Origin of the sequence: Kitasatospora sp. NPDC090091 (assembly GCF_044747365.1) — a bacterium.
In the GTDB taxonomy this organism is placed as follows: domain Bacteria; phylum Actinomycetota; class Actinomycetes; order Streptomycetales; family Streptomycetaceae; genus Kitasatospora.
In genome coordinates, this window is record NZ_JBIVDY010000035.1 from 50,756 (window position 1) to 77,600 (window position 26,845).

The window sequence follows — 26,845 nt, forward strand, 5'->3', positions numbered from 1 at the left end:
TCGGGCCTGGCTGGCGGAGCGCGGGTACACGACTCAGACCACCAGGAACATGCTCAAGGATCTGGGGCAGGTCGGCTTGTGGCTGTCGAGGCAGGGCCTCGATGCTGCCGATCTGGACGAGGGGCGGCTGAACCAGCACCTTGCCGACCTGCGGATGTCGGGTCGCCGCCGGGTAGCCGGGCCGCGCGGCTTGATCCCGCTGCTGACGTTCCTGCGCGAGGCCGGGGTGGTGCCCGCGCCACAGGTGTCACCGTCGCCAGCGGATGTTCTGCTGGAGCGGTACCAGCACTGGATGGAGTCCGAGCGTGGTCTGTCGGCGTCGACGATGCTGCGCTACGGGAACACCGCCCGACGCTTCCTGGCCGAACAGGCCCGGACCGAGGGAGAGTTCACACCGGAGGGTCTGACCGGGGCGGATCTGAACGCGTTCCTGTTGCGGGAGTGCGCCAGGGTCTCGGCAGGCTCGGCGAAGGGGCGGGTGGCCGAACTGCGGTCGCTGATGCGGTTCCTTCACCTGCACGGCGTCATCCCGATGAAGCTCGGCGGTGCGGTGCCTCCGGTGGGCGGCTGGCGTTTCGCCTCGGTGCCTCCGACGATGGCGTCCGGCGACGTTCAGCGACTGCTGGACCATACGCCGCGCCGAGAGGTGGTCGGTGTCCGCGACTACGCGATCTTGATGCTGGTGGCCAGGCTCGGGCTGCGGTCGATCGAGGTGGCCCGGCTGCTGCTGGGCGACATCGACTGGCGATGCGGCGAGATCGTTGTCCGCGGCAAGGGGCGCCGTGAGGACCGGCTGCCGCTCCCGGCCGACGTCGGCGAGGCCCTGGTCGCTTACCTGTCCTGCCCAAGACCTCGCTCGGACGCCCGTCACGTGTTCCTGACCTGCAAAGCTCCGCACGGTCCGATCCGGGCGGACCTGGTCGGCGACGTCGTGGAACGAGCCTGTCGGCGGGCTGGCTCGCCGAAGGTCGGGCCGCACCGACTACGTCACGCTCTGGCCGCTGACATGCTCCGGCACGGCGCCGGTCTCACCGCGATCGGGCAGGTGCTCCGGCACCAGGACCTGGCCACGACCGCGCTCTACGCGAAGGTCGACTTCATCGCCCTGCGCGCGGTTGCAAAGCCCTGGCCTGGGACGGAGGCGGCATGACCGATCTTCGCCAGGCGGTCGACGACTACCTGCGGCTTCGCCGTTCGCTGGGGCACCAGATGGCCGAAGCGGCCTATCTGCTGCCGGACTTCGTCAGCTTCATGGACGGCCGCGGTGAACAGACCGTCACCGTCACCGCCGCACTGGACTGGATGCGGGCCCGCGAGCCCGAGGTCGTCACGACGGTCAGTCCCCGACGGATCACCGCCGTTCGCGGGTTCGCCCGCTACCTGAGCGGGATCGACCCTGCGACCGAGGTGCCGCCGCTGGGGCTGGTGCCCTACAACCTGCGCCGGGGCCAGATCTTCCTCTACTCCGACGCGGACATCGCAGCGATCATGACGGCGGCCAAAGAGACGATCTCGCAGCCGCTGCGAGCGGCGACCTATCACACACTGGTTGGGCTGCTGGCCGCGTCCGGCCTGCGCATCGGCGAGGCCATCAAGCTGGACCGCGACGACATCGACTGGACCGAGGGAGTGCTGCACATCCGCGAGTCCAAGTTCGGCAAGTCCCGACTGGTCCCGCTGCAGGACAGCACCACGAGCGCGCTTCGCGAGTACGACAGACTGCGCGAAAGGCTGATGCCCAGGGGCAAGGACCCGGCGTTCTTCCTGTCCCTGACCGGCAAGCGGCTGCTCTACGCGTGCGTGCATCCGGTGTTCCGGGCCCTGGTCGACACCGCTGGCGTCGGCCTGGACGCCCCGCACCGGCCCCGGCTGCACGAGCTGCGACACACCTTCGCCGTCCGGACCCTGCTGCACTGGTATCGCACCGAGGACAACATCCAGGCGAAGATCCCGTCGCTGTCGACCTATATGGGACACCGCGAACCGGCCTGCACATACTGGTACTTGTCGGCAGCCCCGGAACTGCTCGCCCTGGCCGCTGCCCGCCGCGACGGCATCCGCAAGGCGCCCAGCCGATGACCCTGATCGCACCCACCCTGCAGGCGTTCTTCACCGAACGGCTCGCCCGCCAACGCCAGGCCAGCCCCCGCACCATCGCCGCCTACCGCGACGCGCTCCGCCTCCTGCTCGGCTTCGTCCAGCAGCAAACCGGGACCGCCCCGGCGAGGCTCGACTGGAACGACCTGAACGCGGACGTGATCTCCGCGTTCTTAAACCACTTGGAGGTCGAGCGCGGCAACAGCACCCGGACCCGCAACGTCCGCCTGACCGCGATCCGCTCCCTGTTCTCCTACGCCGCCCTGCAGCACCCCGAACACGCCCTCCTCATCCAGCGGGTTCTCGACATCCCGCCGAAGCGGTTCGACAAGAGGACCGTCACGTTCCTGACCGCCGGCGAGGTCGACGCGCTGCTGGCGGCACCGGACCCGAGGCGCTGGGAGGGACGACGGGACAAGGTCATGCTGGCGCTGGCCGTCCAGACCGGCCTGCGCGTCTCCGAACTCACCAGCTTGAACTGCGACGACATCACCCTCGGCGACGGCGCCGCGGTCCGCTGCGAGGGGAAAGGGCGCAAACAGCGCACCGTCCCGCTCGACCGCCCCGTCCAGAAGCTGCTGGGCTCCTGGCTGAACGAGCGCGTCGGACGTCGCGGCGACCCCCTCTTCTGCACCCGCGCCGGGCGGCGCCTCAGTCGCGACGCCGTTGCACAGCGTCTGAGCGTCCATGCCCAGGCTGCCGCGCGAGCCTGCCCGTCCCTGCTGGAGAAGAGCATCCACCCGCACGTCCTGCGGCACAGTTGTGCGATGTCGCTGCTGCAGGCAGGCGTCGACACCACGGTCATCGCGCTCTGGCTCGGCCACGCCGGCGTCCGCTCCACCGACGCCTACGTCCACGCCGACATGACCATCAAGGAGAAGGCGCTCGCGCTGACCGCGCCAGTCACCGTCCGGCCGGGCCGCTACCGGCCCACCGACAAGGTCCTCGCCTTCCTCGACCGCCTGTGACGTTCTCCAGAAACCCGCACGCGGCCGAAAATTCCCGAGCCACGAACCGAGCCGACTCCTATCCTTCCTGCGTGCCCGTCGATCAGTACGTTTACTTCGCATTGTCCAGCCACGTCACCACCGCAGTGGAAATGACCGCAGTCCTCGGGCTGGAACCAGACGAAGCGGTCGTCCGCGGCAGCCGCATCCCCGAACCCAAGGCGATCCCGGTCCTGCACCGTTGGAAGATCGTCTGCCGTGAACCGGGACTGTCCGTCGACGAGCAGATTGCCCGCGTGCTCGAACGACTCACCCCGCACGCCGACGCCATCGCCACTCTCGCTCGACGCCTGGACGCCGAGGACCCTCAAGGCCCGAGCGCCGTCCTTGAGGTCGTGCGCTACTTCAACGACGGACCCGGTCGGCAGGACTATCCCCTCAGCGACGCCCCCGCAGAAGCCCCGAAGCTGTTCGGCTGGCATCTCGGCCGCGACGTGCTCGGCTTCCTCCACCGCACCGGGGCCGTCCTCGACGTTGATGAGTACGACCTGACTCAGGACTATGCCGACGAGGAACCTGCATCCTGAGCATCAGAACACCGACTTCAAGTGCCCCTTCGGCATAGTCGCGGTCTCGGCATAGGTCGATGCACAAAAGGTCGACGCGGCCGTAGCGGGCGATGGTCTTGGCCAGTTGCTTCTCGTCCGCGGCCTCGACCAGCTCGTTGACGAGCTTGGTGGCCAGCACGTACTTGACCCGGAAGCCGGCCATCGCGGCCTCGGTGCCGAGCGCGATCAGCAGGTGGGACTTGCCGGTGCCGGAGTCGCCGATCAGGCAGAGCGGCAGGCTCTTCTTGATCCACTCGCAGGTCGCGAGGGTGTGGATCGCCGCCGGGTCGATGTTCGGGTTCGCGTCGAAGTCGAACTTCCGCAAGGACTTGTCCCGGGGGAAGCCGGCGGCCTTGATCCGCCGTTCCGAGCGGCGCCGGGCCCGGTCGTCGCACTCGGACATCAGCAGCTCGGAGAGGAAGCCGAGGTAGGACATCTGCTCGCGGGCGGCGCTTTCGGCGAGTTCGGGGAACTGAGATCGGACCGTGGGCAGCCGCAGCATCCGGCAGGCCTGGTCGATGGCGGCGGTGGCAGCCTGCTCGGTGATTCCTCGCTGACGGGGGAAGGTCACGGCGTTCTCCTTCAAGGGGTCGGGCGGTCCGGCCTGCGGTGTCGCAGCAGCTGGTCGTAGTGGGCCACCGAGGGCAGCGGCCTCGTGTCGAGCGGCAGCTGGGCCAGGCGCCGCTCGGTCAGCGAGGTCACTGTCGCCCGGTCGGTGGCGGGCGGCCGCGGTTCTGCGGGAGTCCCGGTGTCGGCCTCGGCAGCCTTGCGGGCCTCCAGCGCGACCGCGTCGGCGGTCAGCGCGCCAGAACGGAGGGCGGCGGCGAGGCCGGCGACGAGGTGCTCGTGGGGCAGGTGCCGGCCCAGCAGCAGGACCTCAATCAGCGCGCGGGTGCCTTCGCGCTCCCCATGGGCCTTGCGGACGGCCGCCCACCAGGCGTCATGGACCGGGGTGAACCGGCCGGCCGAGCGGGCCTGGTCGAGCGCGGTCGCCCCGGGCAGAGCGCCGGGCTTGCGGACCAGGGCCTCCAGGTAGTGGTCCAGATCGAGCCGGGTGCCGCCCTTGGCGATCAGCCGCTCGTGCCGGGCGATCTCCTCCCGGCCGTCGTAGACGACCAGCTCGGAGGCGTGCAGCATGACCCGGACGGTCCGGCCGATCATCCGCACGGGCACCGAGTAGCGGTTGTTGCGCACCCCGATCTGGCTGTAGCGGTCGACCCGTGGGGTGAACAGCCGGCCCGTCTCGAACGTCTCCTCCGGCAGCGGTGCCAGCAGCGACCGCTCGGCGGCGAAGTACTCGCCGATGGTGCGAGGCCGAGAGCGGATCCGGCGGGCCTCGTCCTCCTCGTCCCACCGGTCGATCCTCGCGTTGAGCTCGGCCAGCGTCGCGACCTCGGGGACGGGGACCAGGTGGTTGCGGCGGAACCAGCCGATCTGTCCCTCGACGCCGCCCTTCTCGTGCGCGCCGCCGATGCCGGGCTGGCAGTAGAGGACGTCCAGGCCGTAGTGCGAGCGGAACGCGGTCCACCGCTCGGCCTCCACCCGCTGCCGGGAGAAGCCCAGCACCCGGGCGACGGCGGCCCTAAGGTTGTCGTAGCGGACCCTCCCGGTCGGCACCCCGCCCAGCGTGTTGAGAGCGTGGACGTGGCCCTCGAAAAACGCCTCCTGCCCGCACGAGGCGAAGATCCGGTGCACCGCCTTGCCGGAGTAGGACAGCCGGAACGCGAACAGGTAGCAGGTCACCAACTCGCCGGCCAGACGCACCGTCACGTCACCGAAGTCGACCTCCGCCTCCGCACCGGGCTTGTGGGTCTGCGGGATGAACGCGTCCACCACCCCGAGGCCCGCCTGCAGGCGGATCTCCCCGCGGCGCTCGGCCACGTAGCCGCGGACCATCTGGTACGAGACCTCGTCGGCGCCGTGCTCGTCCACCAGCCGGTCGAAGATCCGCTTCACCGTGTGGCGCTGCTTGCGCGGGGCGTCCAGGTCGGCCCGCAGCATCTGGTCGATCAGCGGCTTGAACGGATCCAGCCGCGTCGCCCTGGGCGCCAGCTTCTTGCGCGGCTCGGGCCACGCCGACTCCAGGGCCTTCTTCACCGTCAGGAAGCCGACGCCGTACTTCCGCATCAGGGCGCGGTTCGACAGACCGGAACGCGAGTCACGGCGGATCGCCGCGTACAGATCGACCTTGGACTTCGGCAGCACCCGGGCCCCCTCGTCGTGCAGTGCACAACCATGGTCCCGAAGCAAGCACCCAGGTGTTCTCGAAACTCGGCGACATCACTCTCCCGTGGCACGGGGTGCTCTCGCCGCCGAGCGACAGGTGCTCTCACTACTCACGTATAAAGCCACCACCCGGTGCAACGTCCCCAGAGGCGGCACGACGGTGGCAGAGCCATCGTCGCCGGCGGCCAGCATACGGCGGCGCAGCTCCGCGACATTGCCGCCCGAAGCCGCCAGCAGCGCCCACGTCTCATCCGACAGTGCGTAGCCCTGACGAGCGGGCTTCCCGTCCACCTCTCCGGTTGCCTTCGCCTCCGCCAGCCACCGCCACACCGTGCGCACCGACACACCGACCGTGACGGCCACCGCCCCCACATGCCGCGACGTCAGCTCACCGGCCACCTGCCGCTCCACCAGACGCCTCACCACCAAAGCCCGCGGCAGCACCCTCCCCGAACGTCCACCAGCGCCGTCATCTGTCCTCCTCGTCCTCGCGGGCGGCCTGGCGCAGGTCGTAGGCGGCCCGGCTGTTCGGGTTCTCCAGCGCCTCGACGAGGGAGTGCCGCCCCGAGCCGGCCGAAGCGCCACCAGATGGGCCCAAGCGGCCCGTGCCCGGCCAGCAGCTCCAGCGTGGTCGCGACGATGGGCACGGCGTCGTCGTTGTAGTCGCGGCCCTCCCTGCACCACCGGCCGCGCCAGCAGTCGGCGGACAGGTCCGCGACGGCCTGCTGCCCGGCGCTCCAGCGCGACGGGTCCGGCGTCGGTGGCGACCAGGGCGACGGGCGGGTACCCGGGCCGGGTGTGGCCGGGGTAGGCCCGGCGCCACCAGTGCACCGTACGGTCGGCCGGTTCCCGGTCGGCGAGGGCCGGGTCGTTGTTGCGGACCTTGGTGCGGAACAGCTCGCGGTAGCGGGGGAACTTCGCGGGGACGTCGGCCGGCGTCATGGTGGAGCGGTCGACCTCGACCATGAGGACCGGCACCCCAATCTGAGGGGCCTGCCACACGCCGTCCGGGCGCACCTTGCGCTTGCCGCCCGGCAGCAGGAACTTCGTGTGTCGTTGTCGCGAATCAGAGGCCAAGGTGCACGAACGGGGACCATCGGCGCAGTTCGGGGTTCAGCGCGCGAACGTGCACCATGGCGCGGTGTAAAGCGAGGGCGGCGCGGCCTGGGTCGAAGCGGCCGTCATCGACCAGCTGCCCGTAGACCATGTCCGCGACCTGGGCCGCGACGGCATCTTGCACCGCCCACAAGGTAGCGATCACCCGGTGGAAACCGGCGAAATGCAATGCCGCGGCCATGCTCACGGACTCCTCGGCCAGCGCGACGCCACCGGTAGCGGTCTTGCATGCCGATAAGTAGGCAAAGTCCCCGTCGAAGCGTGATCGACCGAGATCCAGGACGGTCAGACAGCCATCGTGCAGAACTAACGCGCCGTTCGACGGATCGGTCAGGTCCTGCTCGGCGTGGCAGCCAAGGTGGACCGATCGATGGGCGGTGAGACCATGCCGCACCCGCTGCCTAGTCGCGTCCTCGTTGTCCCACACCGTCACCCGATCGGACGGAAGTCGGCTGAGGATCGACTCGGCCTCAGCCACAACTTGAGGCAAGGGCAGTTGACCCGGGGTGGCCGACAGTGACACCAACAGAAACGTACCGGGGTCGACGGTCGACGGCCGACGCGCGGCCGATCTTCGTGCGGACAGCAGGGCGGTGATCGTCGGGGTGTACGACGACACCGCCCAATCCAATACGCTCTCCGCCGAAGGCCCCGGACCGGTACCCGCTGCGTGCAGCGGGAGGCCGACGAGCGGCCCGGTCGGGCACCACCAGAGTCGTGGCGGAGACGCGCCGTCCGTCGAGAGAAGCGCCAGATGCACCTTCACTGGCTGCACAACCGTCTGCCAGAGCCAGTGCGATGTGTCGATCAGCATCCGTTCCTCTTCCGACTGCGCCTCCCGCAGCCGGGCGCTCGCCTCGAAGGAACGTTGTGCCGCCTCCCCACCGGTGTCCCACGCGGCTTCGCACGCGTCGAAGAACGCGCGGGACGCGGCCTGCGTCGCTAGCAGGCACTCGTGGTAGCGGATCGCGGCAGACCGAGCGTCCGCATACGTCAACTCCGGAAGTGAGATGGCTCGTGGCCCCGTATCCCGCACGACGATGGCGTCGCATCGCAACGTGCTGACGTTGATGACAACGATCGGCCCGTCGGCGGCGGCCTCGCGCAAATCGCTCGCCGACAACGCGTCAGCCGGACCGGCGTCGCCAGCATGGATCCGCTGCTCGTACTCACGACTGACGCGGATCCGGCGGTCGGTTAGCCGGTGCAGTTGGGCACCTAGATCGAACCCCAGGTCCGGGGCAAACCGCGAAGGGCGATCGGTCACACTCATCCCCAGCTGTCGATGACGTGTCGTTCGATCATCGCAGCAGACCCAGCCGGCCGCAGTCACCTGATCGGGGGTTTCGCTCCCCCGCACCGCCAAGTACGTTGGGTGGGGCGATACGGCCCGCCCATATCGGCGTTGAGCGGAAGGTGCCTGTGCACTTCTCGGAGCTCTGGCTGCCCCCGGAGAATTCCGGCGATGCCGTAGAGGACTCCGGCGACGAGGTCGACGCGATCATTCGAGCGGCGCTCGTCGATCTTCAAGCTGGCGTCGTCGAGGGTGACCCGAGTCGGAGCGCTGCCGCACGTGACGGTCTCGCGAGCACACTCCGCTTGCTGAAGGGGCGCGATCGTCGCTTGGCCTGGGTACTCTGCCATTTGGCGCAGGTCTACCTGACGTGGCCCGAACGCTCCGACCGGCGGCGCATGCTCGACCTCGCCGTCCAGCACGCTGATGCGGCGGCAGAAGCTGCGCAGGCCGACGCCGGCGGCGAGTTCATCGTGGTCACCGCGGTCCAGGCAAGGTGGAACCAGTACCTGCAGACCCATGCTGGCAAGGACATCCTCGCCGCGGCCGGGTACATGCGGCGGCTTCCCGCTGTTCCCCCGAACGAGACCGCCACGGCCATGGTGTTCGCAAACGTCTACCTCTGCCTCTACGACTACACGTCCGACGCGGGCGCTCTGGACACGGCCAAGGCCATTTCCCGGGGGGTCGTCGGACCCGGGCGCACGATGGCCATCGGCTTCGAAGAGTTATATCTCGTCGCAACGGTCCTGAAGGCGGCGGACGAGCGTCGGCGCGAGCCCGGGCTGCTGGCCGAAGCGGTCAGATTTGCGGAGCGGTCTTTGTTGTTCGCGCACACCCCCCGTAGGCGCAACATTGGCCTGACCACCCTGGCCAACTGCCGGCGTGCGCTCTACTGGCTGGGCGGCGACCTCTCCGATCTTGAGCTGGCCATCCACGCGGCGTCCGAAGCGACACAATTGCGTCCGCAGAATGTGGTTTATAAAGCTGCCGCCACGGTGTCCCTCGCGCTCGGCCTGCGGGCCCGCTTCGAGGCCTTCGGCGACCTGGATGACCTTACCGAGACCATCCGGTTGTTCAGATCCCTCGACACCGAGATGGCGACCCTCTACAGCTACGAGTTGAGCGTCGCACTGCGCCTACGATACGAGGCGATCGGAAGCATTCCGGACCTTCTCGAAGCACTCCAACTGGCGGAGCGCGAGGCGGGGCGTGACAGCGCCAGCACCAACGACCTGATCCAGTACGCCACGCTGCTGCAGCAGGCGTTCGTGCGCACAGACGCTGCGCCGACCATTGCGAAGGCGATCGAGGTCGCGCAGCGCGCCGTCGATAAAGCACGCCGGGGCCAAGCGAGCGCGGGGCTGGCGTACAACACGCTGGCGAGCTGTCTGCTAGCGGCCCACCGCCTCGAGCACGAGCCGGACCTGCTGAATGAGGCGATCGAGGCGATCGAGGAGGCAGTCGATCTGGCCGCACCAGATGCGCCGACGACCACCACTATCCAGATCAACCGGGCAACCGCGTACCGAATGAGATGGGACGAGCGTGGATCGCCGGACGACCTAGAGGTAGCCATAGCCGCTGCTATGGACGTGCTTAAGAGGACCGGGGCGGATCACCCGGATCGGGCCGGTCGGCTGAGTACGTTCGCCAAGATCGCCGATGCGTTCGGGCGCGTCCACGACGATCCGTCGGCACGTACTCGGGCCTTAGCCGCCAGGGACGAGGCCATCCGATCGACCGCCGCGCCGCCGGACAGCCGGATCCGCGCCGCCGTCGCCGCAGGCCAGTCGCTCGCCGAGAACGGACAATGGCAGGAGGCCAACGCCCGTTTCGCGATCGCGGTATCGCTGATGCCCGAGGTTGCGTGGCACGGGCTCGATCGATCTAGCCAGGAGTATCACCTGAGCGAAGGGGCTGACCTGCCAGCGCTGGCGGCCGCACATGCGCTGCAGGCCGACGATACTGCCGGTGCGATCGACCGCCTCGAGGTGGGCCGGTCGGTCATGTGGCGGCATCTCCTGCGCTTGACGGACCCATCGGCCGTCGGCGACGACTCGGAAGCCGCTGGACTCGTCGCCGACCTGTGCCGCGCGGTCGAGGTCGAGGGGCTCTTCCGCGAATGGTTGGATCCAGAAGATGCCGCCGACCAGATGCCGCGCGAGCAGGTGGAGGAGCTCGCCGCCGACCTTGGCCGTCTCCAGGAGCCGGGCGCGGCGGCTGTGGTGCTGGGCACGCTGGCCCTGCGGCTGCGGCGAACGGGCGATGTGCCAGCGGCCGTTTCCGCCAACCTCGATGCCATCGAGCTCGCCGGGGCCGCCGGTGACCACGTGAACCTCGGCGTGCTGCACGGCCATCTCGGCTTCGCCTACCGGCAGATCGGGGATCAGAAGCAGGCCGTGCGACACTACCGTCGCAGCGCGGAGATCCTCGGGGCCTCGTCGGCCCCCGCCGAGGCCGTCGGCACCGCGCGCAACAACCTCGGGCTGGCCCTGGCCAGCACCGGCCGTTACAGGGAGGCCGCAGCCGAGCTAGCCGCAGCGGCTGCCAACTTCGCTGGCGTCGATCGTCGTCGCCGGGCCACCGCGTTGCACGATCGCGCATTGGCACTGACCCGACTCCCCGATCGCCTGGAGGACGCGATGTTGGCTGTGCGGGAATCTCGAAAGCTGTTCGTGGAGCTGGGGGACCGACTAGGACAAGCTGACACCTGGTACAGCGAGGGGCTGATTCATGATCGAGCCGACCGCACGGAGCTCGCGATCGAGGCGCTCGAAACGAGCCGGGGCCTATACGGGCCGGAGGACCCCGAGCGACCAGACGTAGAAGCCGCTCTCGCGACGCTCCGAACTGGTTGACAGTCGGCATCCGATTGCCTCATGCCGTGTCCTTATTCCTCCGCATCGCCCTCTGCGGTCAGGTGCCCAGCGCAGCTGCCACCGACCTTGTCGCTGTTTTTGCCGTCCGGGCAGGTGGTGTCGTGCCATTTCGCCCCGACGAGTGAGGCGTGCTTGAGGTCAGCTCCGGTGAGGTCAGCGCAGGTGAAGTCGGCGTGGTCGAGCACCGCGTTCTTCAGGTCGGCGTCCCGGAGGTTGGCGTGGGCGAGGATGGCGTTCTTGAGGTCGGCTGCGGGCGGCTGCGCGGCTGGAGGGTTGGAGGCCCAGGCAAAGGCGAGGATTCCGGCGGCGGCCAGCCCGGTGGTGAGCATCAGCCATCGCAGGTTCCGGCGGAACCTGCCCTCCAGGACCTTGTGCTGAGCGAGCTGTTCGAGTCCCAGGACTGTGGCGGCGAGAGTCAAGCGCGTCTCCATGCCAGTGTCCTTGGCAGCTTGGTCGCCTCGCGCGCCTGCGTCTTGGAGGGCCGTTTCGTTGTCCGCCTGGGCTTGTTTCAGGCCCTGTGGCGAGGAACCATAGTGCTGCAGGTAGGTGGTGTCGTACTTGAAGAAGTCGACCGCAGGTTTCAGGTCCCGCTTCGGATGGTCCCACTGTCGCACCAGCTGATCAATGGTGACGGTGAGCGGTAGGAGGATCCGAGTGGCTAGCCAGATGGCACAGACCACGGCGATCAGTCCGATCACGGCGCCCACGACAGCCCACCAGAACCGGCCCTCGGATGGGGGCAGCTTCCCAATGTTGGACAGCTGGCTCCCAGCCAGCAATGCGGCACCCACAGCGGCAGAGCTGGCGACGATCCACTTGGCTGCGCTGCGGATCTTGTCGTTGGCATTCCACAGCCCGCTGAAGTCCTGGGTCGGTGTCGACATCAGCGGTTAGCCCTCCACATCCATATTCACGTTCACGAAAGCGGGGATGATGACGGGCGGGAGCGGAGGCGGGATGGGAATGGGCTCCCCGGCAGGGGGCCGCGAGGGGATGACGACCGGCGGGGTGGATGTCGGCCCAGTGGACCTCACTTCCTCCCCCGCCTCTACCTCAACCTCGGTCAGACCGTAGTGCTCGATCGTCGTGCGAAGGTCTCCGCTGGACAGGATCCTGAGGGTTGCAGCCCGCGGCGCTGCGGCGATTTCGGCACCGGAGTACGGGACCTTGAGCGTGGAACCGGTGATCTTCCCGTGCAGGATGGGGACGATGAGCTGACCGTGCCCCGCTTCTGCGGCGACCTGGGCAAAGACGGGTAATGCAGCGGTCCGTGCCACGTGATAAGCGGTCACGCGGCCGATCTCCTGCCCGTCCACGGAGACCAACGTGACGGGCTTGGACTGCTCGCTGCGGGAGAGTGCCATGAGCCAAGCCTCGGGCGAGTCGTCCCGAAACGCATTCGTACCAGGGCACAAGAGTGAGCGTGGCTCCACCGGGGAAGTCGGCTTCGACTGTCACGGTCAAGAACGGCACCAGGCGGTGCTGGCCCTCGGCGCGGCGGCCGCGGACCCGGCGTCCTAGTCGAGCTCGCCGAGCTGGCGCTGCTGCTCGGCTTCGGCGCGGCAGCATTCGTCGCACAGCCCGTCGTCCTACCACCCCCGGCGGGCCCGCTCCCACCGCTCGTCGGTGAACTTCACCGCGCAGCGCGTGCAGGCCGGACGCCGGCTCTCCCTTGTGGCTACACCCGAACTACTCCCTCACCCCGAGCAAGTAGCCAGACCCAGCGAGTCTGCTGGGCGGGCCCCACAGCGTCCCGGCCCCGGCCCTTACCAGCCACCGCAATCCCGGGGCCTGGACGGTGAAAGCCGGTGCCCCCACAGTCTTCTGGCTCTGTCGTCACACCGTCCCGTACCTCTACCTCCGGCGGTTCGCCGACAAGGCGGAACAGTTCATCCGGGTGCCACTCGGCGAGGACAAGAGCAAGCCGATCGGGGTCGTCCACGCCACCGTGCAGAAGGACTTCTACTCATTCCGGAACGAGGACGGTGAGCTCGACGACTCCATGTAGGATTTCCTCGGCGCGCACCGGAACTCCGGTACAGCCAGGCTCCTCAGGGCTGGATCCACCCCGACGGACTCAGCTTCGGACCGGGCTGACCGCACCGCAGCCCACAGCCGCCAGACCCGGATCGGGTGAGGTTCGCCGAAGCTCCCCGACAGTGGGGCCCTCCGGGTCCGGGAGCAGTCGTTGGCAGCCGGTGCGGGGCTCGGGCGCGCTCGAAGCTCGGGGCCGCCCCGGCCTGGCGGGCCGGGACGGCGGTCGTACGGGCGATCAGCCGATGACGGTCTCAGCATGCCGCTGGAGCGCGTCCAGGAACGCGGTCTGGTGGTCGGTCAGCTTCCCGTCGGTGCGGGCCTTGTCCTGCTTGCGCAGCCACGTACCGGGCCGGAACGCGGGGTCCGCCTCACCGCCGGTGCGGTTCGCCGGGCCGTCCAGGGTGCCGCCGGCGGCGAGGTAGGCGAGCAAGCGGAGGTAGCAGCGGTTCCAGTCCGGCTCCAGGCGCCACAGCTCGTCCAACGCGTCGAGCTTGGCGGCCTGGTCAGTGGTGAGGCCTGCGGCCTTGCGCTGGCGGCGCATCCACGCGCCCACCGCGTAGTCGTCCAGCTTCACGGTCGCCGGGATCGCCAGGTGGCCGTGCTGGTGGTGGAACGCGGCGGCGTAGGCGTAGCCGCGTTCCCAGGCGTTGGCGTTCTTCGACCAGATCATGCCGAGCGCGTCCAGCTCGGACACCCGGGCCGCATCGAGCAGGCCCTGGCCGTAGAGGTGGCGCTGGCGGGTGAGCCAGGAGATCAGCTCGGCGTGCTTCGTCTTGTCGGTGGGGTCGAGGTGGCCGTGCTGGAGGTGGAACACGGCGGCGACCGCGTGCATGCGCTGCCACTCGACCGCGCGCGGGTTGAACGCCCTCAGCTTCACGGTCTGGAGGATCTTCGCCGCGTGCTGCTTCGCATTGATCTTGAGCCACTCGATCGGCGACTCAACCGGGTCGGCCAGCTCCACCTCCACGCCCGCGACCGGCACGTCGCCAAGATGCTGCGCGCCGTCCCGGCCGGCGCCGCCCGGCTGGAGGACCTGGAGACCGACGGGTACGACGGCAAGGTCTGGTGGCCGCTGAACGATCCGGACGCCGACGCCATGCCCTGGTGGAAGCTCACCGGCACCAGGCCCTGACCCGCGCCACGGCCCGTACCTTGATGCCCGCCCCGAGCCCAGGGGCGGGCATCAAGGCATCCAGACCACTCCCGCCAAAGGCCATCGTGTGGCTGTCCCGGCCCGCGCCAAGGATGCGTTCCCAGGTTCCGTCGACGGCCCACCTGATCAGCCGCTTATGGGTGGTCTGGAACAAGCCGAGCTCGTCGGGCAGGTCCCGCCAGGGTGAGCCGGTTCGGTACTTCCACGCGATGGCTTCCAAGGCGCGGCGGTGATCGACCCATCGCCGACCGCAGACCGGATCGGCCGGCATCAGCGGCCCGATCCGCTCCCAAGCGTCTCTCGTCAGGTGCTGCCTTCACTCCCAGGGGTCGCTGCCCGACTCCCATCCCGCCGCCTCGTCCTTGTCGTGAAGGAAGCGCGGGTCCGCCATGTCCTGGAGCGAGGCGTCGCTGATCGGCCACGGCTGCCACTCGTTGCGCAGAAGCTTGAGCAGGAACTCGGCCATACCGCACGGGTATACCGACCACTCAAGGTTCCCCCGCGAGTACACCGCGACCGGCCAGCGGTCCGGATCCGGATCCGCCGTGATCCAGCAGAGAGTGTCGGCCGCGGCTGTCTCCCCCCAGATGAGCAGGTCCTCCAGCCGGTGGCGGCCCTGCTCGGCAGGGTGCCACCGGTTCACCGCCTTGTCCGCGAGCGCTTCTTCGGAGATCCTCGACACCGTATTCCCGTGCAGTTCGTCCCGAGTGACCGCGGGCACACGGATTCCTACCACCTGCTCGATCGAGCCGCCACCGAAGGCCGCCGTGAACGCCTGGTAGTCACCGGGGAAGGGTTTCCCGTACAGCTTCTCTGCGGCGCTCCAGTCGACAGAGTCCCCGCAGGTCGGCCCGATGCATGACAGCAGCTCCCTGATAGCCAACATAGCGGCAAGTATGTTGGACTGATCATCATTCACTCAACGGCTCCCATTGAGCACAAGCCGGAGCCGCCCGACCCGGCCGCTAACCATGTTCGTGGACTCACTATCGAAGCTGCTTCGACCAGTCACCCCGAACGCGATAAGCACGGCCGTCATCGACCTGCTTCATCCCGCCGGGAACAACGTCCCCGTGGTACGGATACTGCTCCGTCACCGCCGCCAGCAGGAACTCCAGGAAGCCGCCCTCGAACAGGTCCCACTCCCGCATCGAGTCGAACTTGGCAGCGACCGGCCATCGGTCCGGGTCCGGGCCCCGCATCAGCCAAAAGAAGTGGTCGGAGTTGTAGTTGTTGCCCCACTTCAGAAGCCCACCCTCGGCGGGGAACAGCGGATAGGGGCACTCGTCGTAGTCCCCGTCCTGGTAGGCCTGAGCCAGCATGGCACAGTATCGGTAGGGATCCGTCGTGTGGTACAGGAATCCCGCAAAGCCGAGCGGCTGCTCGGTCTTGGAACTGGGCGCCGCCGATGGTGTGTAGATGTGCAGCTCGTCGCTGATGCTGACCATCCCGTACCGGTCGACGAACGCCCTGTAGTCCGCGGGTAGCTGGAAGCCAATCTCCTCGGGCCCGAGCTCCCACGGGACCGGGACCACTCCGTCCGGGGGCGGCGGCCCGATCACCGCGCCGAGCCGGTCCAGCATCTCCTCAATGTCCACGTCCACTCCCTATCATCCTCCCGTTCTCGCCGGAGGCTAGTTTCCCAGGTTCACATATCCGTTGGAGTTGAACGCTCCATTGTCCACGACCGTCCAATGGGAGTCCGTGCGCAGCCCGGTGTTGGCGTCCCAGCCGTAGAACCCCATCCCCCACCCGTTCGGGATAGTGCTCCCATCGTTGTTGTACTGCGGAAGCACGTCGTACAGCACAGGGCCCTGGGGCATGGCTTTCCCGGCTCTGGTCTCGAACGTCCGCATGCTGTTGGTGATCGCTCCGCCGTTCCTCTGGTTGATGTTGGCCCCGCGCTGGAAGCACGGCGTCAAGTTCCGCTCGTCCGTCGTTCCGCCGGCCATGCGCGGCACAGAGTGGCAACGGGCGACGTCAGAATCTTCAGGGAACCCAAGGGCGGCCGCCCGTGTCTTGGCGTCGTTCCAGCCCCGGATGTTGCCGGTCGCGGCCTGACCCCGGCTGGAACTGGGTTTCCCTTCGAGACAGGCGTTGACTCCCGTGTTACGGCCCTGGCTGTCAGACGGCAGGTAGTTGACCCATCCGCCCCCATTCAGGGGCACGGCCCCCGGCGGCTGCAAGTCCCCGCAGGTGGGGACCCGCCGGTTACTGTTCCCCCCGGGGCGGCCCGGGTTGCCCGGTCCCGGGTCGGGCAGGGGAGCCGGGATCGGCCATGGACGCGTCGGTGGTACAGGGTCGGGCGTGGGCGCGGGCGCGGGGTTGCCGCCGGCGTTGATGAGGTTGTAGATGTCGTCGCCGAGGTCGATGAGGACGTCGGTACCGGCGACGACCCCAGAGCCGACGAGGGCGGCAGTGCCGACGACCACCGGGGTGCCCTCGACGACCACGGTGGTGACGACAGCGGTGCCGACGGTAACGACGGTGTCTGTGAAGAAGTCAATCACACTGGGGCCAGCGTGCGGGCGGTCGTTGTCGTTGATCGGGCGGGTATCGGCCGGCGGCTTGGGCTTGGGCACGGTTGGACCGACCGGGCGCTTGCGCGGACCCGGATCCCTGCGCGGACCGGGCCTCTTGCCACTCCCGCCCCCGCCCCCGCCCCCGCCACTGGAGCCTCCGCCGTCAGGACCAGGGCTGGGGACGGGTATGACCACAGGGCCAGGAGGCGGCTGGGGAGACGGCTGGGGACGGGGCGCGAACCCGTCTCCGCCGCAGGTCCTCATCCACGAGTGCGACTCGCAATAGACCTCCCGCGACGTCTGCTGCTTGCCATGACACTTCTCCGGGTTGGCGGAGCAAGTCGGTGCTGCGGCAGGCGGCGCGAAAATGATGTCCTCGATGATCGAGGCGATGACGTGACACACCAGGCAGTGCCCCGAGGGGTCGGTGTTGGCGACCGGGTCGCCATTGCCGTAAGTGAAGCGGTTGCCCTGGATTGAGGGCGCCGCGCCCAGCTGCCAGGAGTCGCGCGAGGCGAAGGTGCCGCTGCCGGGTCGGTACCAGCGGGCGGCCATGTTGACGTCGCCCGAGGCGGGGTCGGTCCAACCGCTCTGGTATCCGAGCGAGTTGGTGGCACCGGTGTTGGCCGTGGGCTTGCCGAAGGGGTCGTAGGCGGTGGAGCCGGCGACGCCCTTGGCGGCGGGGTCAATGGTAGCGATCACGTCGGAGTGCTGGTCGCTGATCACCAGGCGGGGGTTGGGCGTTGCTCCGGTGGCCGCCGTGCCGAGGAGCCTGCCGCCGGGGGTGCGGGTGTAGCTGGCGGTGCCGTCCGTGACGACGTTGTTGGAGCCGCCGTCGTAGGTGAAGGCGGTGTTCCCGCTCCGGACGACGCGGTCGGTCGAGTCGTACGTGTAGGTGGACGGCCCTTCCTTGACCATTCGGTCGAAGCCGTCGAACTGGACGTCCTTGGGCTGTGAGCCCTGGGTGGTGCTGCCGGTGAGGGTGCCGCGGGCCGAGTAGCTGTACGTCGTGGTGCCGTCGTTCAGCAGCTCGTTGCGCTCGTCGAAGCTGGAGGTGACGCCGCCGGCGGAGGTCCGGTTGCCGGCCGCGTCCCAGGTGTATGCGGTGGCGGCGGTGCCGTTGTTCCAGGAGGTAAGGCGCCCGGCCAGGTCGTAGCCGTACTGGTTGCCGGCGGCCCCGGCGGTGCCGGTGGTGGTCTTCGACGTGATCCGGCTGTTGAGGTCATAGCCGTAGCCGATCGAGGCGACCGTTGCCCCGCTCGGGTTCTTGACGGTGTCGTCGCGCAGCCGGCCGAGGTTGTCGTAGCCGTAGCTGCGGGTGCCGCCGCCGATGCCGTAGCGCTCGGTGGTGAGGCGGCCGGCCGTGTCGTAGTCGAATCCGACGGTGGCGCCGGTCAGCGGGTCGGTCGCGCTGGTGACCTGGCCAGCGGTGTTGTAGCCGAAGGCGGTGGTGCCGGCCGCGTCGGTGCGGGCGGTCATCCGGCTGTCGCCGTTGTAGGTGTAGCTGCCGGCGCCGCCGGGACCCGCGGCGGTGAGCAGTTGGCTGCGGTCGTTGTAGGTGTAGGTGTTGGGGGTGGTGCCGGGGGTGCCGACGGATATCAGGCGGCCGGCGGCGTCGTAGCCGAGGGTGCGGTCCGGGGTCGCCACCTCGGCGCCGGTGGCGCTCTCCTGGGTCAGGTTGCCCGCGCCGTCGTAGCTGCGGCGGCGGATTACGCCACCCGGCTCGGTCAGCGTGACGGCTCGTCCGACCGCGTCGTAACTGGTGGTGAACAGGCCTTCGGCGGCGCTCGGGTGGGCGGTGGTCGGCGGTTCGACCGTCGACTCGGGGAGCCCGAGGGAGTTGTAGGTGTAGTAGACCGGGACATTCTTCCCGTTGGTCCAGCGGGTCTTGCGCCCGCCGGCGTCGTAGCCGACCGATGTGGTGATCGTCTGCCCGGCGGCGACCGGTTCGACCTGTTGGACCGCCAGGCCGGCCGGGTTGTAGCTGAACTGCCGCGAGTGTGCGGCGATGTCGGCGCTGCTCGCCACCTTGTCGGTGGCGCTGACGACGTTCCCCTCCGGGTCGTACGTGGCGTATTGGGTGGCCACGGAGGCCCCTGCGGTGTTCAGATCGGTCGTGCTCACTGTCCGCCCGAGCCGGTCGTAGCCGGTGACGGTCGCGGTCCCGTCGGCCCTGGTCACCCGGTTGGTCCGGCCGAGCCCGTCGTAGGCGGAGCGGACGGTGACCCCGGCGGGGTCGGTGGCGCTGAGCACCTGGCCGACGGCGTTGTAGTTCGCCTTGCTGACGGCGCCGCCCGGCAGGGTGGAGCTGAGCTGGTTGCCCGCGTCGTCCCAGGTGAAGGTGCTGGTGTAGGCCGCCGCAGCGGGATAGCGCTCCAGCTGGGTGCTGGTGATGCGCCTTCCGAGGTCGTCGTAGGTGGACTGGCTGACGGCACCCGTCGGGCCGGTGCTGGAGAGCAGTTCGCCGTCGAGGTCGTAGGACTTGGTGACGGTCGGTGCGGTGACACCTCCGCTCGCCGGGAGGGTGGTCTGCACCACGTTGCCGAACTGGTCGTACCGCATGGTGCTGGTCAGCTTGAGACCGGCCGGGTCGACGACGGTCCTGACGGGCCGGCCGAGTGCGTCGTACTCGACCGTGGAGGTCGGCGTGACCTTGGTGCCGGACTGCGGGTCGGTATAGGCGGCGCCGGCCACGGCGACCTGGTGGCCGTCCAGGTCGTAGGTGTTGGTGACGGTGTTGCCCAGCGGGTCGACCTGGGAGGTCACCTGACCGTAGGTGTCGTAGCCGGTCCGGCTGATCGGCCGGACCGGCTGCGGCTTGCTTGCGCGGCTGGTCGGGTCGTACGACTCCGCGCTGAACAGCGGGCCGGTGGTGACGGTGGGCCGACCGGCCTCGTCGTACCCGACGTTGCTGGTGTAGGCGGAGGGGTCGGCGCCGACCGCGTTGCCGTTCGGGCTGGTGATGCTGGTGCGCAGGCCGCGGCTGTTGTAACCGTACGCCACCACCGAGTCCGCGGGCTGGTTGCGGGCGGTCTGCTTGAGCACGTTCCCGGTGACGTCGTAGGCGTAGTCGGTCTGGGCCGAGCTCGCGTCCGCGCCGCCGGTGCTGACCACGCTGGTCGGACGGTTGGCCACGTCGTAGGTGTACGTGGTGGTGCGGTTGAGGCCGCCGGGGTCGACGCTCGTCCGGGTGACCCGGCCGGCCGCGTCGTAGGCGGTGGCCGTGGTGGTCTTGCCGCCGCCCGTGACCTGCTGGGTGAGGTGGCCCGCGTCGTCGTAGGTGTTCTGCTGGAGCACCACGTTGCGCAGGGTGCCGTCGGTGTTGTGGTAGCCGTCGAGGTCGACCTCGGCGACGGTGTTGTCGTCGTTGTAGTAGGTGTGGGTGGTGCGCCCCATGGCGTCGGTGGCGGTGGCGGGGCGGCCGGCCGGGTCGTAGCCGCGCGAGTCGACGACCTGCCAGCGCGGCGCGGTCGGGGTGGCGCTGCTGCCGGTGTAGTTGGTGACGGCGGTCTGCTGCAGCTGCCCCATCGGCGAGTGGCTGTAGCTGTAGGTGGTGCCGGCCGCGTCGGTCTGGGTGGCGACGTTGCCGTAGCGGTCGTAGGTGTACGAGGTCAGGTGGCCGCCGGGGTCCTTGACCTGCTTCACCCGGCTGGTGTCGAGTTCGTACGTCCAGGTGGTGGTGCGCGACGGGTCGCCACCGGTGGTGTCGGCGACGGTCTGGCTCACCTGGTTGCCGTCGACGTCGTAGGCGGTGGTGGCCTGCCGGGTATGTTTGGCGCCGGTGACGGCGTCGGTGGTGTACGGGTCGGTGCGGGTGACCTGGTTGTCCTGGCCGTCCCAGGTGAAGTCGGTCTCCAGTATCCGGGGCGCGGAAGCGCTGCCGCCCGGGCAGTCGTCGCAGCCGTACGCCTGGCTGATGGTGCGGCCGAGGTTGTCGTAGCCGTAGGTGACCTTGGGGCGCAGTGGGGAGGCGACGGAGGCGACGTCGCCGTTGGTCCGGTAGGTGTAGGTGGTCTGTTGGTCGGCGGGGATCTTGCTCGGGTCCGGGTAGGCGGCCGCGTCGAGCAGGCCGGTCTGGGCTCGCACCAGTCCGGCCGGTACGGTTCCGCCGTCCTGGGCCTGGGTGGTGGCGTCGGTGCGCAGGGTGTAGCTGACGCGGCCGTTGGGGAAGTCGGGCGTGGCCGGGGCGGTGGTGGAGGTCAGCTGGCCGTTGGCGTCATAGGCGTAGCGGGTGGTGTAGGTGGTGTCGCCGGCGCCCGAGGACCGGGCGTCGCTGGAGGTCAGGATCTTGTCGTTGACCGGGTTGAAGGGGTTGCCGGTGTCCAGGTAGTACGTGGCGTAGCTGGTCTGGCAGCTTCCGGCGCCGCGGCAGGTGGTGCGGGAGACGGTGTTGCCGCGGGCGTCGTGCCCGGTGGTGATGGTGTGCCCGTTCGGGTCGCTGACGGCGTAGAGGTACCCGGCGGTGTCGTAGCTGTAGCGGGTGGTGTTGCCGTAGCCGTCGCTGCGGGAGAGCAGGCGGGAGGAGCGGGTGTCGTACTGGTAGGTCAGGTTGTAGCCGGTCGGGTCGGTGACGACGGCGGTGGTGACGGGCGTGGCGGTGCCGCCGTCGCCCATGGACTTGTAGTGGGTGGTGACGGTGTCCGCGTCGAGTCGGGTGCTGTAGTACGAGACTTCGGCGATGTTGCCGTTGAAGTGGTCGGCGCCGCCTCCGGGCCAGCCCCATCCGGTGGTGGTGCCGGCTCCGATGTAGACGTACGGGGTGCCGTTGAAGGTGATCTTGCGTCCGCTGGTGTCGGAGGCGCTGGCACGGCCGTCGATGTAGATGGTCTGGCCTCTGTCGTCGGCGGCGAGGACCACCTGGTGCCACTTGCCGTCATTGACGATCCGGTCGGAGGTCATGACGGCACCCGAGCCCATCCAGAACTCGCCGTGGATGCGGCCGTCCGAACCTACGTACAGCGCCGGGTTCCAGCTGCTTCCGAGCGGGCCGCCCACCGGGAAGTCCTGGTAGCTGTACAGCGGTCCGCCGCTGGTGGTCTTGAACCACAGCTCGATGCTGGCTGGACCGCGGACCGGGGCGGCGTCGGACGGGAGCTGGATCTGCGAGGTGGTGCCGTTGAAGACGGCCGACCTCTGGTTGGGGTCGTTGGAGGGGCCGTTGCCGTTCAGTAGAACGTCGGTCAGGTTGCCGGTGTTGACGTCGGGGCGAGCGTCGCCGAGTTGGCTGGCGGCGTACCAGGAGCCGGACAGGTCGTTGAGGCGCCAGTAGCCGATGGCGCTGTCCTGGATCACCTTGGTGCGGTAGGCGCTCGCGGCGTCCACACCCCCGATCACGGCGGTGGAGGTGGCGCGGTTGTAGTGGCCGGAGACCGTGTCCTTGGTGAGCCGGTACCGGTAGGTCGAGAAGTCGGCGATGGCGCCGTTGAAGTAGCCGACCTGGTCCGACGGCGGGTTGGGCCAGCCGCCGGTCCACCCGGCGCCGAGGTAGGCGTAAGCCGAACCGTTGTAGGTGATGGGCAGTGCCGTGGTGCTGGTCGCGGTGGGAGCACCGTCCAGGTAGAGGGTCTGGCCGGAGCCGTCGCCGGTCAGGGCGACGTGGTGCCATGCCCCGTCCGTGACGGTGGTGGACGAGACCAGGGCGTTGCCGGCCGAGCCGGTCCACAGGGCGCCGTAGAGCTTCTTGTCGGAGCCGATGTAGAGCGCCGGGTTCCAGTGATCGGTCGAGCCGTTAGTCGGCTTCCCGTCGATCGGGAAGGACTGGTAGCTGTACAGCACGCCGGGGGTCGTGGTCTTGAACCAGAGCTCGACGGTGGCCGCACCCCAGTGCTTTGGCGCGGTGTTGGGAGGCAGTTGGATGTACGTGTTGGTGCCGTTGAAGCCGGTGGCCGTGGAAGTGCCGGAGGCCCAGGGGCCGGGCTGGCAGCAGGTGGTGTTGTGGTAGCTGCCCCGATTCTGCGCCAGTGCCGCGGAGGAGATCAGCTCGGTGGCCTGGTTGCCGGTGGCGTCGTCCATGCGCCAGTAGCCGGTCGGGTGGGCGTCGACGACGGCCGCGTCGTACTGGACGGCGCCACTGGTGGTGGCCAGCTGGTAGAGGCTCGCGACGGCCGTGCTGTCCATGCCGTGCGGGAACGCGGCCACGTTCGCGATCTGGCCCTTGAAGTGGCCGGAGTCGTCGCCGGGGGCGGCGGGCCAGCCGAGGGAGACGGCGCCGGCGCCGACGAAGACGTGCTCGACGCCGTTGGGGGTGATGGTGCCGTCCAGCGGTCCTGCGCTCTGCGCGCCGTCCACGTAGAGCCGTTGGGAGGTGGGGTTGTCGGCGGAGAGCAGGGCGAAGTGCCACTTGTCGTCGTTCACGGTGGCGGCACTGGCCATGGTGTGGGAGGCATCGCCGGTCCACAGCTGCGCGTGGAGTTTCCCGTCGGTGCCGACATACAGGGCCGGGTTCCAGTGCAGGCCCCACTGGTTGTGGGGCGCGTTGACGGGGAAGGACTGGTAGCTCAGCAGGACGCCGGCGCTACTGGTCTTGAACCACATCCCGAGCGCTCCCGGGCCGGACTGGGGCGCGTAGGAGGCCGGCAGCTCGGCCCAGGAGGTGCTGCCGTTGAAGGAGGCGGATCCGGTGGAGCCTGCCATGGGCCCCGCAGACCCGAGGGTGACATCGGAGTAGGTGCCGTTGTTGGGGGTCGGCCGCGGTGTGTAGATCTGGTTGGCGGCCTGCACGCCAGCGCCGTCGGACAGCCGCCAGTAACCGTTCGGCCGCGAGCCCATGACCTGGCCCCGGTACTCCTGGGAGGAGCCGGACACGGTCGGGTTGTTGAGCTTCCAGGTGCCACCGTTCTCGTCGGTGACCTGGGATGCGCGGTCCTTGGTGGTGTCGTAGGAGATGGCGAGCCGGGTCTTGCCGGAGGGGAGCTTCAGCCCGGACAGCTCGGTCGAGGGCTGGCTGCCAGCCTGCCACAGGGCCTGAACGGTCGGGGCGCCGAGGGTCCGGTTGTAGAACGCGACGTCGCTGATGCTGCCGGAGAAGTAGCTCGCCCGGCCGGTGAAGTCACTGAACGGGCTGTCCTGCCACCAGGCACTGGTGAAGCCGCCGCCGACGGCACCAGCACGCTGCCCCGGCGCGAGGACCGGTCCGGCCAGCGTGCCCTGGGCCTGACCGTCGAGGTACAGCGTCTGGGAGACCCCGGACGCCGACAGCATCGCGAAGTGCCACTGGCCGTCGTTGACCGCCCTGGACGACTGCATGGGGATGGAGGAGCCGGCCCAGAACTTGCCGTGAAGCCTTCCGGAGGTCCCGACGTAGAGCGCGGGGGTGTAGTCGCCCGCCGTCGTACCGCTGCCGGGGAAGGTCTCCGTCTGGTAGCTGAACAGCACGCCCGAGCCCGTGGTCTTGAACCAGAGCCCGACCGCCGCGTAGGAAGAGGTGGACAGCTCGGTCTGCGGCAGCGTCACATAGCCCGTGCTTCCGTCGAAGGTCGCCGCCGTCGCGGAGCCCGCCGGCCCGGGAGTGCCCAGGGTCACACCGCCGACGGAGTAGGTCGCGTTGTCGTTGCCCTGGTTCTCGACCACCTCGCTGGCCGCGGTCCTGCCGGAGGACTCGCCCAAGCGCCAGTACGAGACGGGGGCGGAGTCGAGGACAGCCGAGCGCATGTGCGAACCCGGGGTGTAGGAGTAGCTGCTGCAGGACCGGGCGGTGTTCCCGCCAGTCGCCGGCGCGCAGACCTGGTCCAGCTGGTCGGGGCTATTGGCGTTGTAGGTGTAGGTCCAGGTCTGAGAGGTGTTCCAGTCAGTCCCGGTCACGGGGTCGGTGTAGACCTTCGCGACGTGCCGGTTGCCGGCGGTCCACTCGAAGTGCAGGGCTCGGCCCGAGGAGGTGTCCTTCACCGTCGTCAGGACGCCGTTGGTGTAGCTCAGCTCCTGGGTCCGTCCGAGCGCGTCGCGCACCAAGGACAGGGCGTAGCCGCTGCCCGAAGCGGCGTGGAACTCGTAGCGCGTCCCGTCCTTGGCCATCAGGTCGAAACCGGAGGCGGCCTTGCTGAGGGACTGGAACTCACCCGGCGGCGGCGTGTACAGGGCGCCCTTGTTCGGGTCGGCGCCGAAGCGGGCGGCCCGGCCACTGGCGGTGGTCAGGACGACGGAGCCGGTGCCGTCGTCGTCCGGCTGGACCCGCATGTCGAAGTTGGAGGTCCAGCCGCTGCCGAACAGCGTCGAGCTGCGCGGGTCCAGGGAGTTGTAGGAGCGGTTGACCGTCAGCGGCGGTCCGATGCTCTTGACGTCGGCGTCGGTGGCCGCCGTGGTGTAGTTGCCGACCTTGGCGTCGAAGGGGCGGCCGGCCCCGTCGCCGACGGCACCGCCGAGGTGGGAGGTGATCACCGGCTGCTGGACCTGGGTGGAGAAGGAGACCGTGCCGGAGAGCGGGCTCGCGCCGATATGGTCACCGTCCATGACGTTCCACAGATAGCTGGTGTTCCAGGCGAGCTTGCCGGGCGGCACGGCCCACGAGGTGCTGGGCTGCCAACCTGACTCGGCGACGAGCTGCGGGTCGCCAGACGCAGGGTTGGTGTAGACCTTGAAGTAGTAGTCGACGCCCGTGCCGGGGTAGTTGTCCGGGTCGTGGCCGGTGGCGTAGAGCTGCGGGGTGAGGCTGCCGACCACGGTGTTGTTGGCCGGCGCCAGTGCGTCCAGTTGTGGCGCGGTGTTGGCCCCGGTGACGGTGGTGCAGGTGCCGAAGGGGATCGAGTAGGAGTCGTGCAGGGACGTGGTCCCGCCGACGTACCCGTCCCAGCAGAGGTAATAGGAGCGTCCGAGCGGCAGCGGCGGGATCACGCCGTTGACGGTCACGGAGTCATAGGTCTTGACCAGCCCGGAGACACCGGTGAGCGGCGCGTTGAACCACTGCTCGTTCCAGTTCGAGTCGAAGAACCGGGCCTTGACCTGCATGCTCTGCCAGTTCCACCAGTTGGCCGCCATGTTGGTCAGGGTGACCTGCTGGTAGCCGGGGGTGTTGTAGGTCGGCGGCATGTAGCTGCCGGCCGGTGCGTAGGTCGCGGCCCAGTCGCTGTAGACGATCGACAGGTAGGGCGGGTAGGCGCTGTTGGCGCTGGAGAACTTCTTCCAATCGTAGGAGTTCGTGGTGCTGGCCGTCAGCGCGAGGCCGTAGTTGGCACCGCCCCGGGCCCAGCTCTCGACCAGCTGCACGCCCGGGTCGTTGTGACTGCGGCCCAGATCGATGCTCTCCCACATCGCTCCGCCGCACGTGTCGCCAGCGGAGAAGTTGGCGGTTCCCAGTTGCTGGCCGATCGACACACCGGGGTAGGTGTTGATCGTCGCAGGGTCCCACCAGCTGGTGATCTGGTTCACGTAGACCGGGTGCGGAGAGCACTCGTAGGAGTGGGTGTTGTTCAGGTTGAGGGTCACCGCGTGCAGGTAGTCGTGAGACAACACGTTGGCCACGCCGGGGAAGTACAGGTAGCTGTTGATCTTCGAGGCGCCGCCGTCGGAGGTACCGATCCGCAGCAACGGGTCGGTGGAGAAGTTCGCCCTCTGGTCGGAGCGGACGAAGGTCGACTGGCCGACACCGATGGACAGGGTCGACGGGTCCACGGTGACCGGGAAGACACGCTTGGCGTCGTGCAGCCAAGCCGCATCCAGGTCCATCTGCAGAGCGGGCACGCCGTTCTGGTCGATCAGACGGTAGGTGACACCGTCGCTGCCCACGCCGTCGCCGGAGGCCGGGTCAATCTTCGAGTCCATCATCGAGCCGCGCGGAATCGCCAGCCGCACGGCACCGGAGGCGTCCTTGAACTGGACCTCACCGGCCGGCCCGATCGCCGGGGTCAGCCCGGTGGTGTGCAGCGGGAAGACCCAGTTAGGAGTTGTCCGGCCGATCATGTGACTATCACCGGCCTTGGTCGTTGGTCCGGGTATGGGGCGGGGCGATCTGACGGACGCCGAGTGGGAACG

General features: G+C 68.9%; 17 protein-coding genes and 3 pseudogenes. 7 read left to right on the top strand and 13 right to left on the bottom strand.

Going from position 1 to position 26,845, the window contains the following annotated elements:
* Positions 1-49 precede the first annotated feature (49 nt).
* The 4 genes and pseudogenes from ACIPSC_RS37010 to ACIPSC_RS37025 form a co-directional block, all read left to right on the top strand.
* Positions 50-1,150, top strand: a complete 1,101-nt coding sequence (locus ACIPSC_RS37010) for a site-specific integrase (RefSeq protein WP_400834093.1) — start codon at positions 50-52, stop codon at positions 1,148-1,150.
* Positions 1,147-2,079: a tyrosine-type recombinase/integrase gene (locus tag ACIPSC_RS37015; protein ID WP_400834096.1), complete on the top strand. Its 933-nt coding sequence runs from the start codon at positions 1,147-1,149 to the stop codon at positions 2,077-2,079. Before ACIPSC_RS37010 ends, ACIPSC_RS37015 begins: the two co-directional genes overlap by 4 nt.
* Complete coding sequence (locus ACIPSC_RS37020; RefSeq protein ID WP_400834099.1) at positions 2,076-3,065, top strand: tyrosine-type recombinase/integrase; 990 nt, start codon at positions 2,076-2,078, stop codon at positions 3,063-3,065. Before ACIPSC_RS37015 ends, ACIPSC_RS37020 begins: the two co-directional genes overlap by 4 nt.
* A 131-nt stretch (positions 3,066-3,196) precedes the next feature.
* Positions 3,197-3,520 (top strand): annotated as a pseudogene (locus tag ACIPSC_RS37025) (DUF4279 domain-containing protein); the annotation flags it as partial.
* On the opposite strand, the gene ACIPSC_RS37030 reads toward ACIPSC_RS37025, so the two are convergent.
* From ACIPSC_RS37030 to ACIPSC_RS37055, 6 genes and pseudogenes are all read right to left on the bottom strand, one after another.
* A complete protein-coding gene (locus ACIPSC_RS37030; RefSeq protein ID WP_400834102.1) occupies positions 3,483-4,223 on the bottom strand; it encodes an ATP-binding protein in 741 nt (246 codons plus the stop codon). The pseudogene ACIPSC_RS37025 and the gene ACIPSC_RS37030 overlap by 38 nt on opposite strands.
* 11 nt (positions 4,224-4,234) lie before the next feature.
* Positions 4,235-5,854, bottom strand: a complete 1,620-nt coding sequence (gene istA, locus ACIPSC_RS37035; RefSeq protein ID WP_400834133.1) for an IS21 family transposase — start codon at positions 5,852-5,854, stop codon at positions 4,235-4,237.
* Between the two features lie 78 nt (positions 5,855-5,932).
* The gene (locus ACIPSC_RS37040) at positions 5,933-6,277 is read right to left on the bottom strand and encodes a hypothetical protein (RefSeq protein ID WP_400834136.1); all 345 of its coding nucleotides are present in this window, start codon (positions 6,275-6,277) and stop codon (positions 5,933-5,935) included.
* Between the two features lie 70 nt (positions 6,278-6,347).
* Positions 6,348-6,476 (bottom strand): hypothetical protein, encoded by a 129-nt coding sequence (locus ACIPSC_RS37045; protein ID WP_400834139.1) that lies wholly within the window; start codon positions 6,474-6,476, stop codon positions 6,348-6,350.
* Positions 6,477-6,760: 284 nt separating this feature from the next.
* Positions 6,761-6,955, bottom strand: a pseudogene (locus ACIPSC_RS37050) (replication-relaxation family protein); the annotation flags it as partial.
* Positions 6,945-8,267, bottom strand: a complete 1,323-nt coding sequence (locus ACIPSC_RS37055) for a CHAT domain-containing protein (RefSeq protein ID WP_400834104.1) — start codon at positions 8,265-8,267, stop codon at positions 6,945-6,947. The pseudogene ACIPSC_RS37050 and the gene ACIPSC_RS37055, both read right to left, overlap by 11 nt.
* A 149-nt stretch (positions 8,268-8,416) precedes the next feature.
* Between ACIPSC_RS37055 and ACIPSC_RS37060 the strand changes: the two genes are divergently transcribed.
* Positions 8,417-11,149, top strand: a complete 2,733-nt coding sequence (locus tag ACIPSC_RS37060; RefSeq protein ID WP_400834107.1) for a hypothetical protein — start codon at positions 8,417-8,419, stop codon at positions 11,147-11,149.
* A 32-nt stretch (positions 11,150-11,181) separates the two neighbouring features.
* Here the strand turns inward: ACIPSC_RS37060 and ACIPSC_RS37065 are convergent, their stop codons facing one another.
* Complete coding sequence (locus tag ACIPSC_RS37065) at positions 11,182-12,054, bottom strand: pentapeptide repeat-containing protein (RefSeq protein WP_400834110.1); 873 nt, start codon at positions 12,052-12,054, stop codon at positions 11,182-11,184.
* A 6-nt stretch (positions 12,055-12,060) separates the two neighbouring features.
* Positions 12,061-12,534 carry a hypothetical protein gene (locus ACIPSC_RS37070; RefSeq protein WP_400834113.1) on the bottom strand — a complete coding sequence of 158 codons (474 nt, stop codon included), beginning with the start codon at positions 12,532-12,534 and terminating at the stop codon, positions 12,061-12,063.
* 434 nt (positions 12,535-12,968) lie between these two features.
* On the opposite strand from ACIPSC_RS37070, the gene ACIPSC_RS37075 reads away from it, so the two are divergent.
* Positions 12,969-13,178, top strand: coding sequence for a DUF4238 domain-containing protein (locus tag ACIPSC_RS37075; protein ID WP_400834116.1), 210 nt, complete (start codon positions 12,969-12,971; stop codon positions 13,176-13,178).
* A gap of 264 nt (positions 13,179-13,442) precedes the next feature.
* Here the strand turns inward: ACIPSC_RS37075 and ACIPSC_RS37080 are convergent, their stop codons facing one another.
* Positions 13,443-14,189: a helicase associated domain-containing protein gene (locus ACIPSC_RS37080; protein ID WP_400834119.1), complete on the bottom strand. Its 747-nt coding sequence runs from the start codon at positions 14,187-14,189 to the stop codon at positions 13,443-13,445.
* A gap of 9 nt (positions 14,190-14,198) precedes the next feature.
* On the opposite strand from ACIPSC_RS37080, the gene ACIPSC_RS37085 reads away from it, so the two are divergent.
* Complete coding sequence (locus tag ACIPSC_RS37085; protein ID WP_400834122.1) at positions 14,199-14,339, top strand: hypothetical protein; 141 nt, start codon at positions 14,199-14,201, stop codon at positions 14,337-14,339.
* A 103-nt stretch (positions 14,340-14,442) separates the two neighbouring features.
* On the opposite strand, the pseudogene ACIPSC_RS37090 reads toward ACIPSC_RS37085, so the two are convergent.
* From ACIPSC_RS37090 to ACIPSC_RS37105, 4 genes and pseudogenes are all read right to left on the bottom strand, one after another.
* Positions 14,443-14,667: pseudogene (locus tag ACIPSC_RS37090) on the bottom strand (transposase); the annotation flags it as partial.
* 9 nt (positions 14,668-14,676) lie between these two features.
* On the bottom strand, positions 14,677-15,279 hold the full coding sequence (locus ACIPSC_RS37095) for a hypothetical protein (protein WP_400834125.1): 603 nt from the start codon (positions 15,277-15,279) through the stop codon (positions 14,677-14,679).
* Positions 15,280-15,346: 67 nt separating this feature from the next.
* Positions 15,347-15,964 (bottom strand): hypothetical protein, encoded by a 618-nt coding sequence (locus ACIPSC_RS37100; protein WP_400834128.1) that lies wholly within the window; start codon positions 15,962-15,964, stop codon positions 15,347-15,349.
* A 30-nt stretch (positions 15,965-15,994) separates the two neighbouring features.
* Positions 15,995-26,773 (bottom strand): LamG-like jellyroll fold domain-containing protein, encoded by a 10,779-nt coding sequence (locus ACIPSC_RS37105; protein ID WP_400834130.1) that lies wholly within the window; start codon positions 26,771-26,773, stop codon positions 15,995-15,997.
* Between the last annotated feature and the right edge of the window lie 72 nt (positions 26,774-26,845).

Bases quoted from the DNA above. Each gene is read 5' to 3' on its own strand.
- ACIPSC_RS37010 (WP_400834093.1), top strand. From the start codon at position 50: ATGCTCAAGGATCTGGGGCAGGTCGGCTTGTGGCTGTCGAGGCAGGGC.
- ACIPSC_RS37015 (WP_400834096.1), top strand. From the start codon at position 1,147: ATGACCGATCTTCGCCAGGCGGTCGACGACTACCTGCGGCTTCGCCGT.
- ACIPSC_RS37020 (WP_400834099.1), top strand. From the start codon at position 2,076: ATGACCCTGATCGCACCCACCCTGCAGGCGTTCTTCACCGAACGGCTC.
- ACIPSC_RS37055 (WP_400834104.1), bottom strand. From the start codon at position 8,267: ATGAGTGTGACCGATCGCCCTTCGCGGTTTGCCCCGGACCTGGGGTTC.
- ACIPSC_RS37065 (WP_400834110.1), bottom strand. From the start codon at position 12,054: ATGTCGACACCGACCCAGGACTTCAGCGGGCTGTGGAATGCCAACGAC.
- ACIPSC_RS37070 (WP_400834113.1), bottom strand. From the start codon at position 12,534: ATGGCACTCTCCCGCAGCGAGCAGTCCAAGCCCGTCACGTTGGTCTCC.
- ACIPSC_RS37085 (WP_400834122.1), top strand. From the start codon at position 14,199: ATGCTGCGCGCCGTCCCGGCCGGCGCCGCCCGGCTGGAGGACCTGGAG.
- ACIPSC_RS37105 (WP_400834130.1), bottom strand. From the start codon at position 26,773: ATGATCGGCCGGACAACTCCTAACTGGGTCTTCCCGCTGCACACCACC.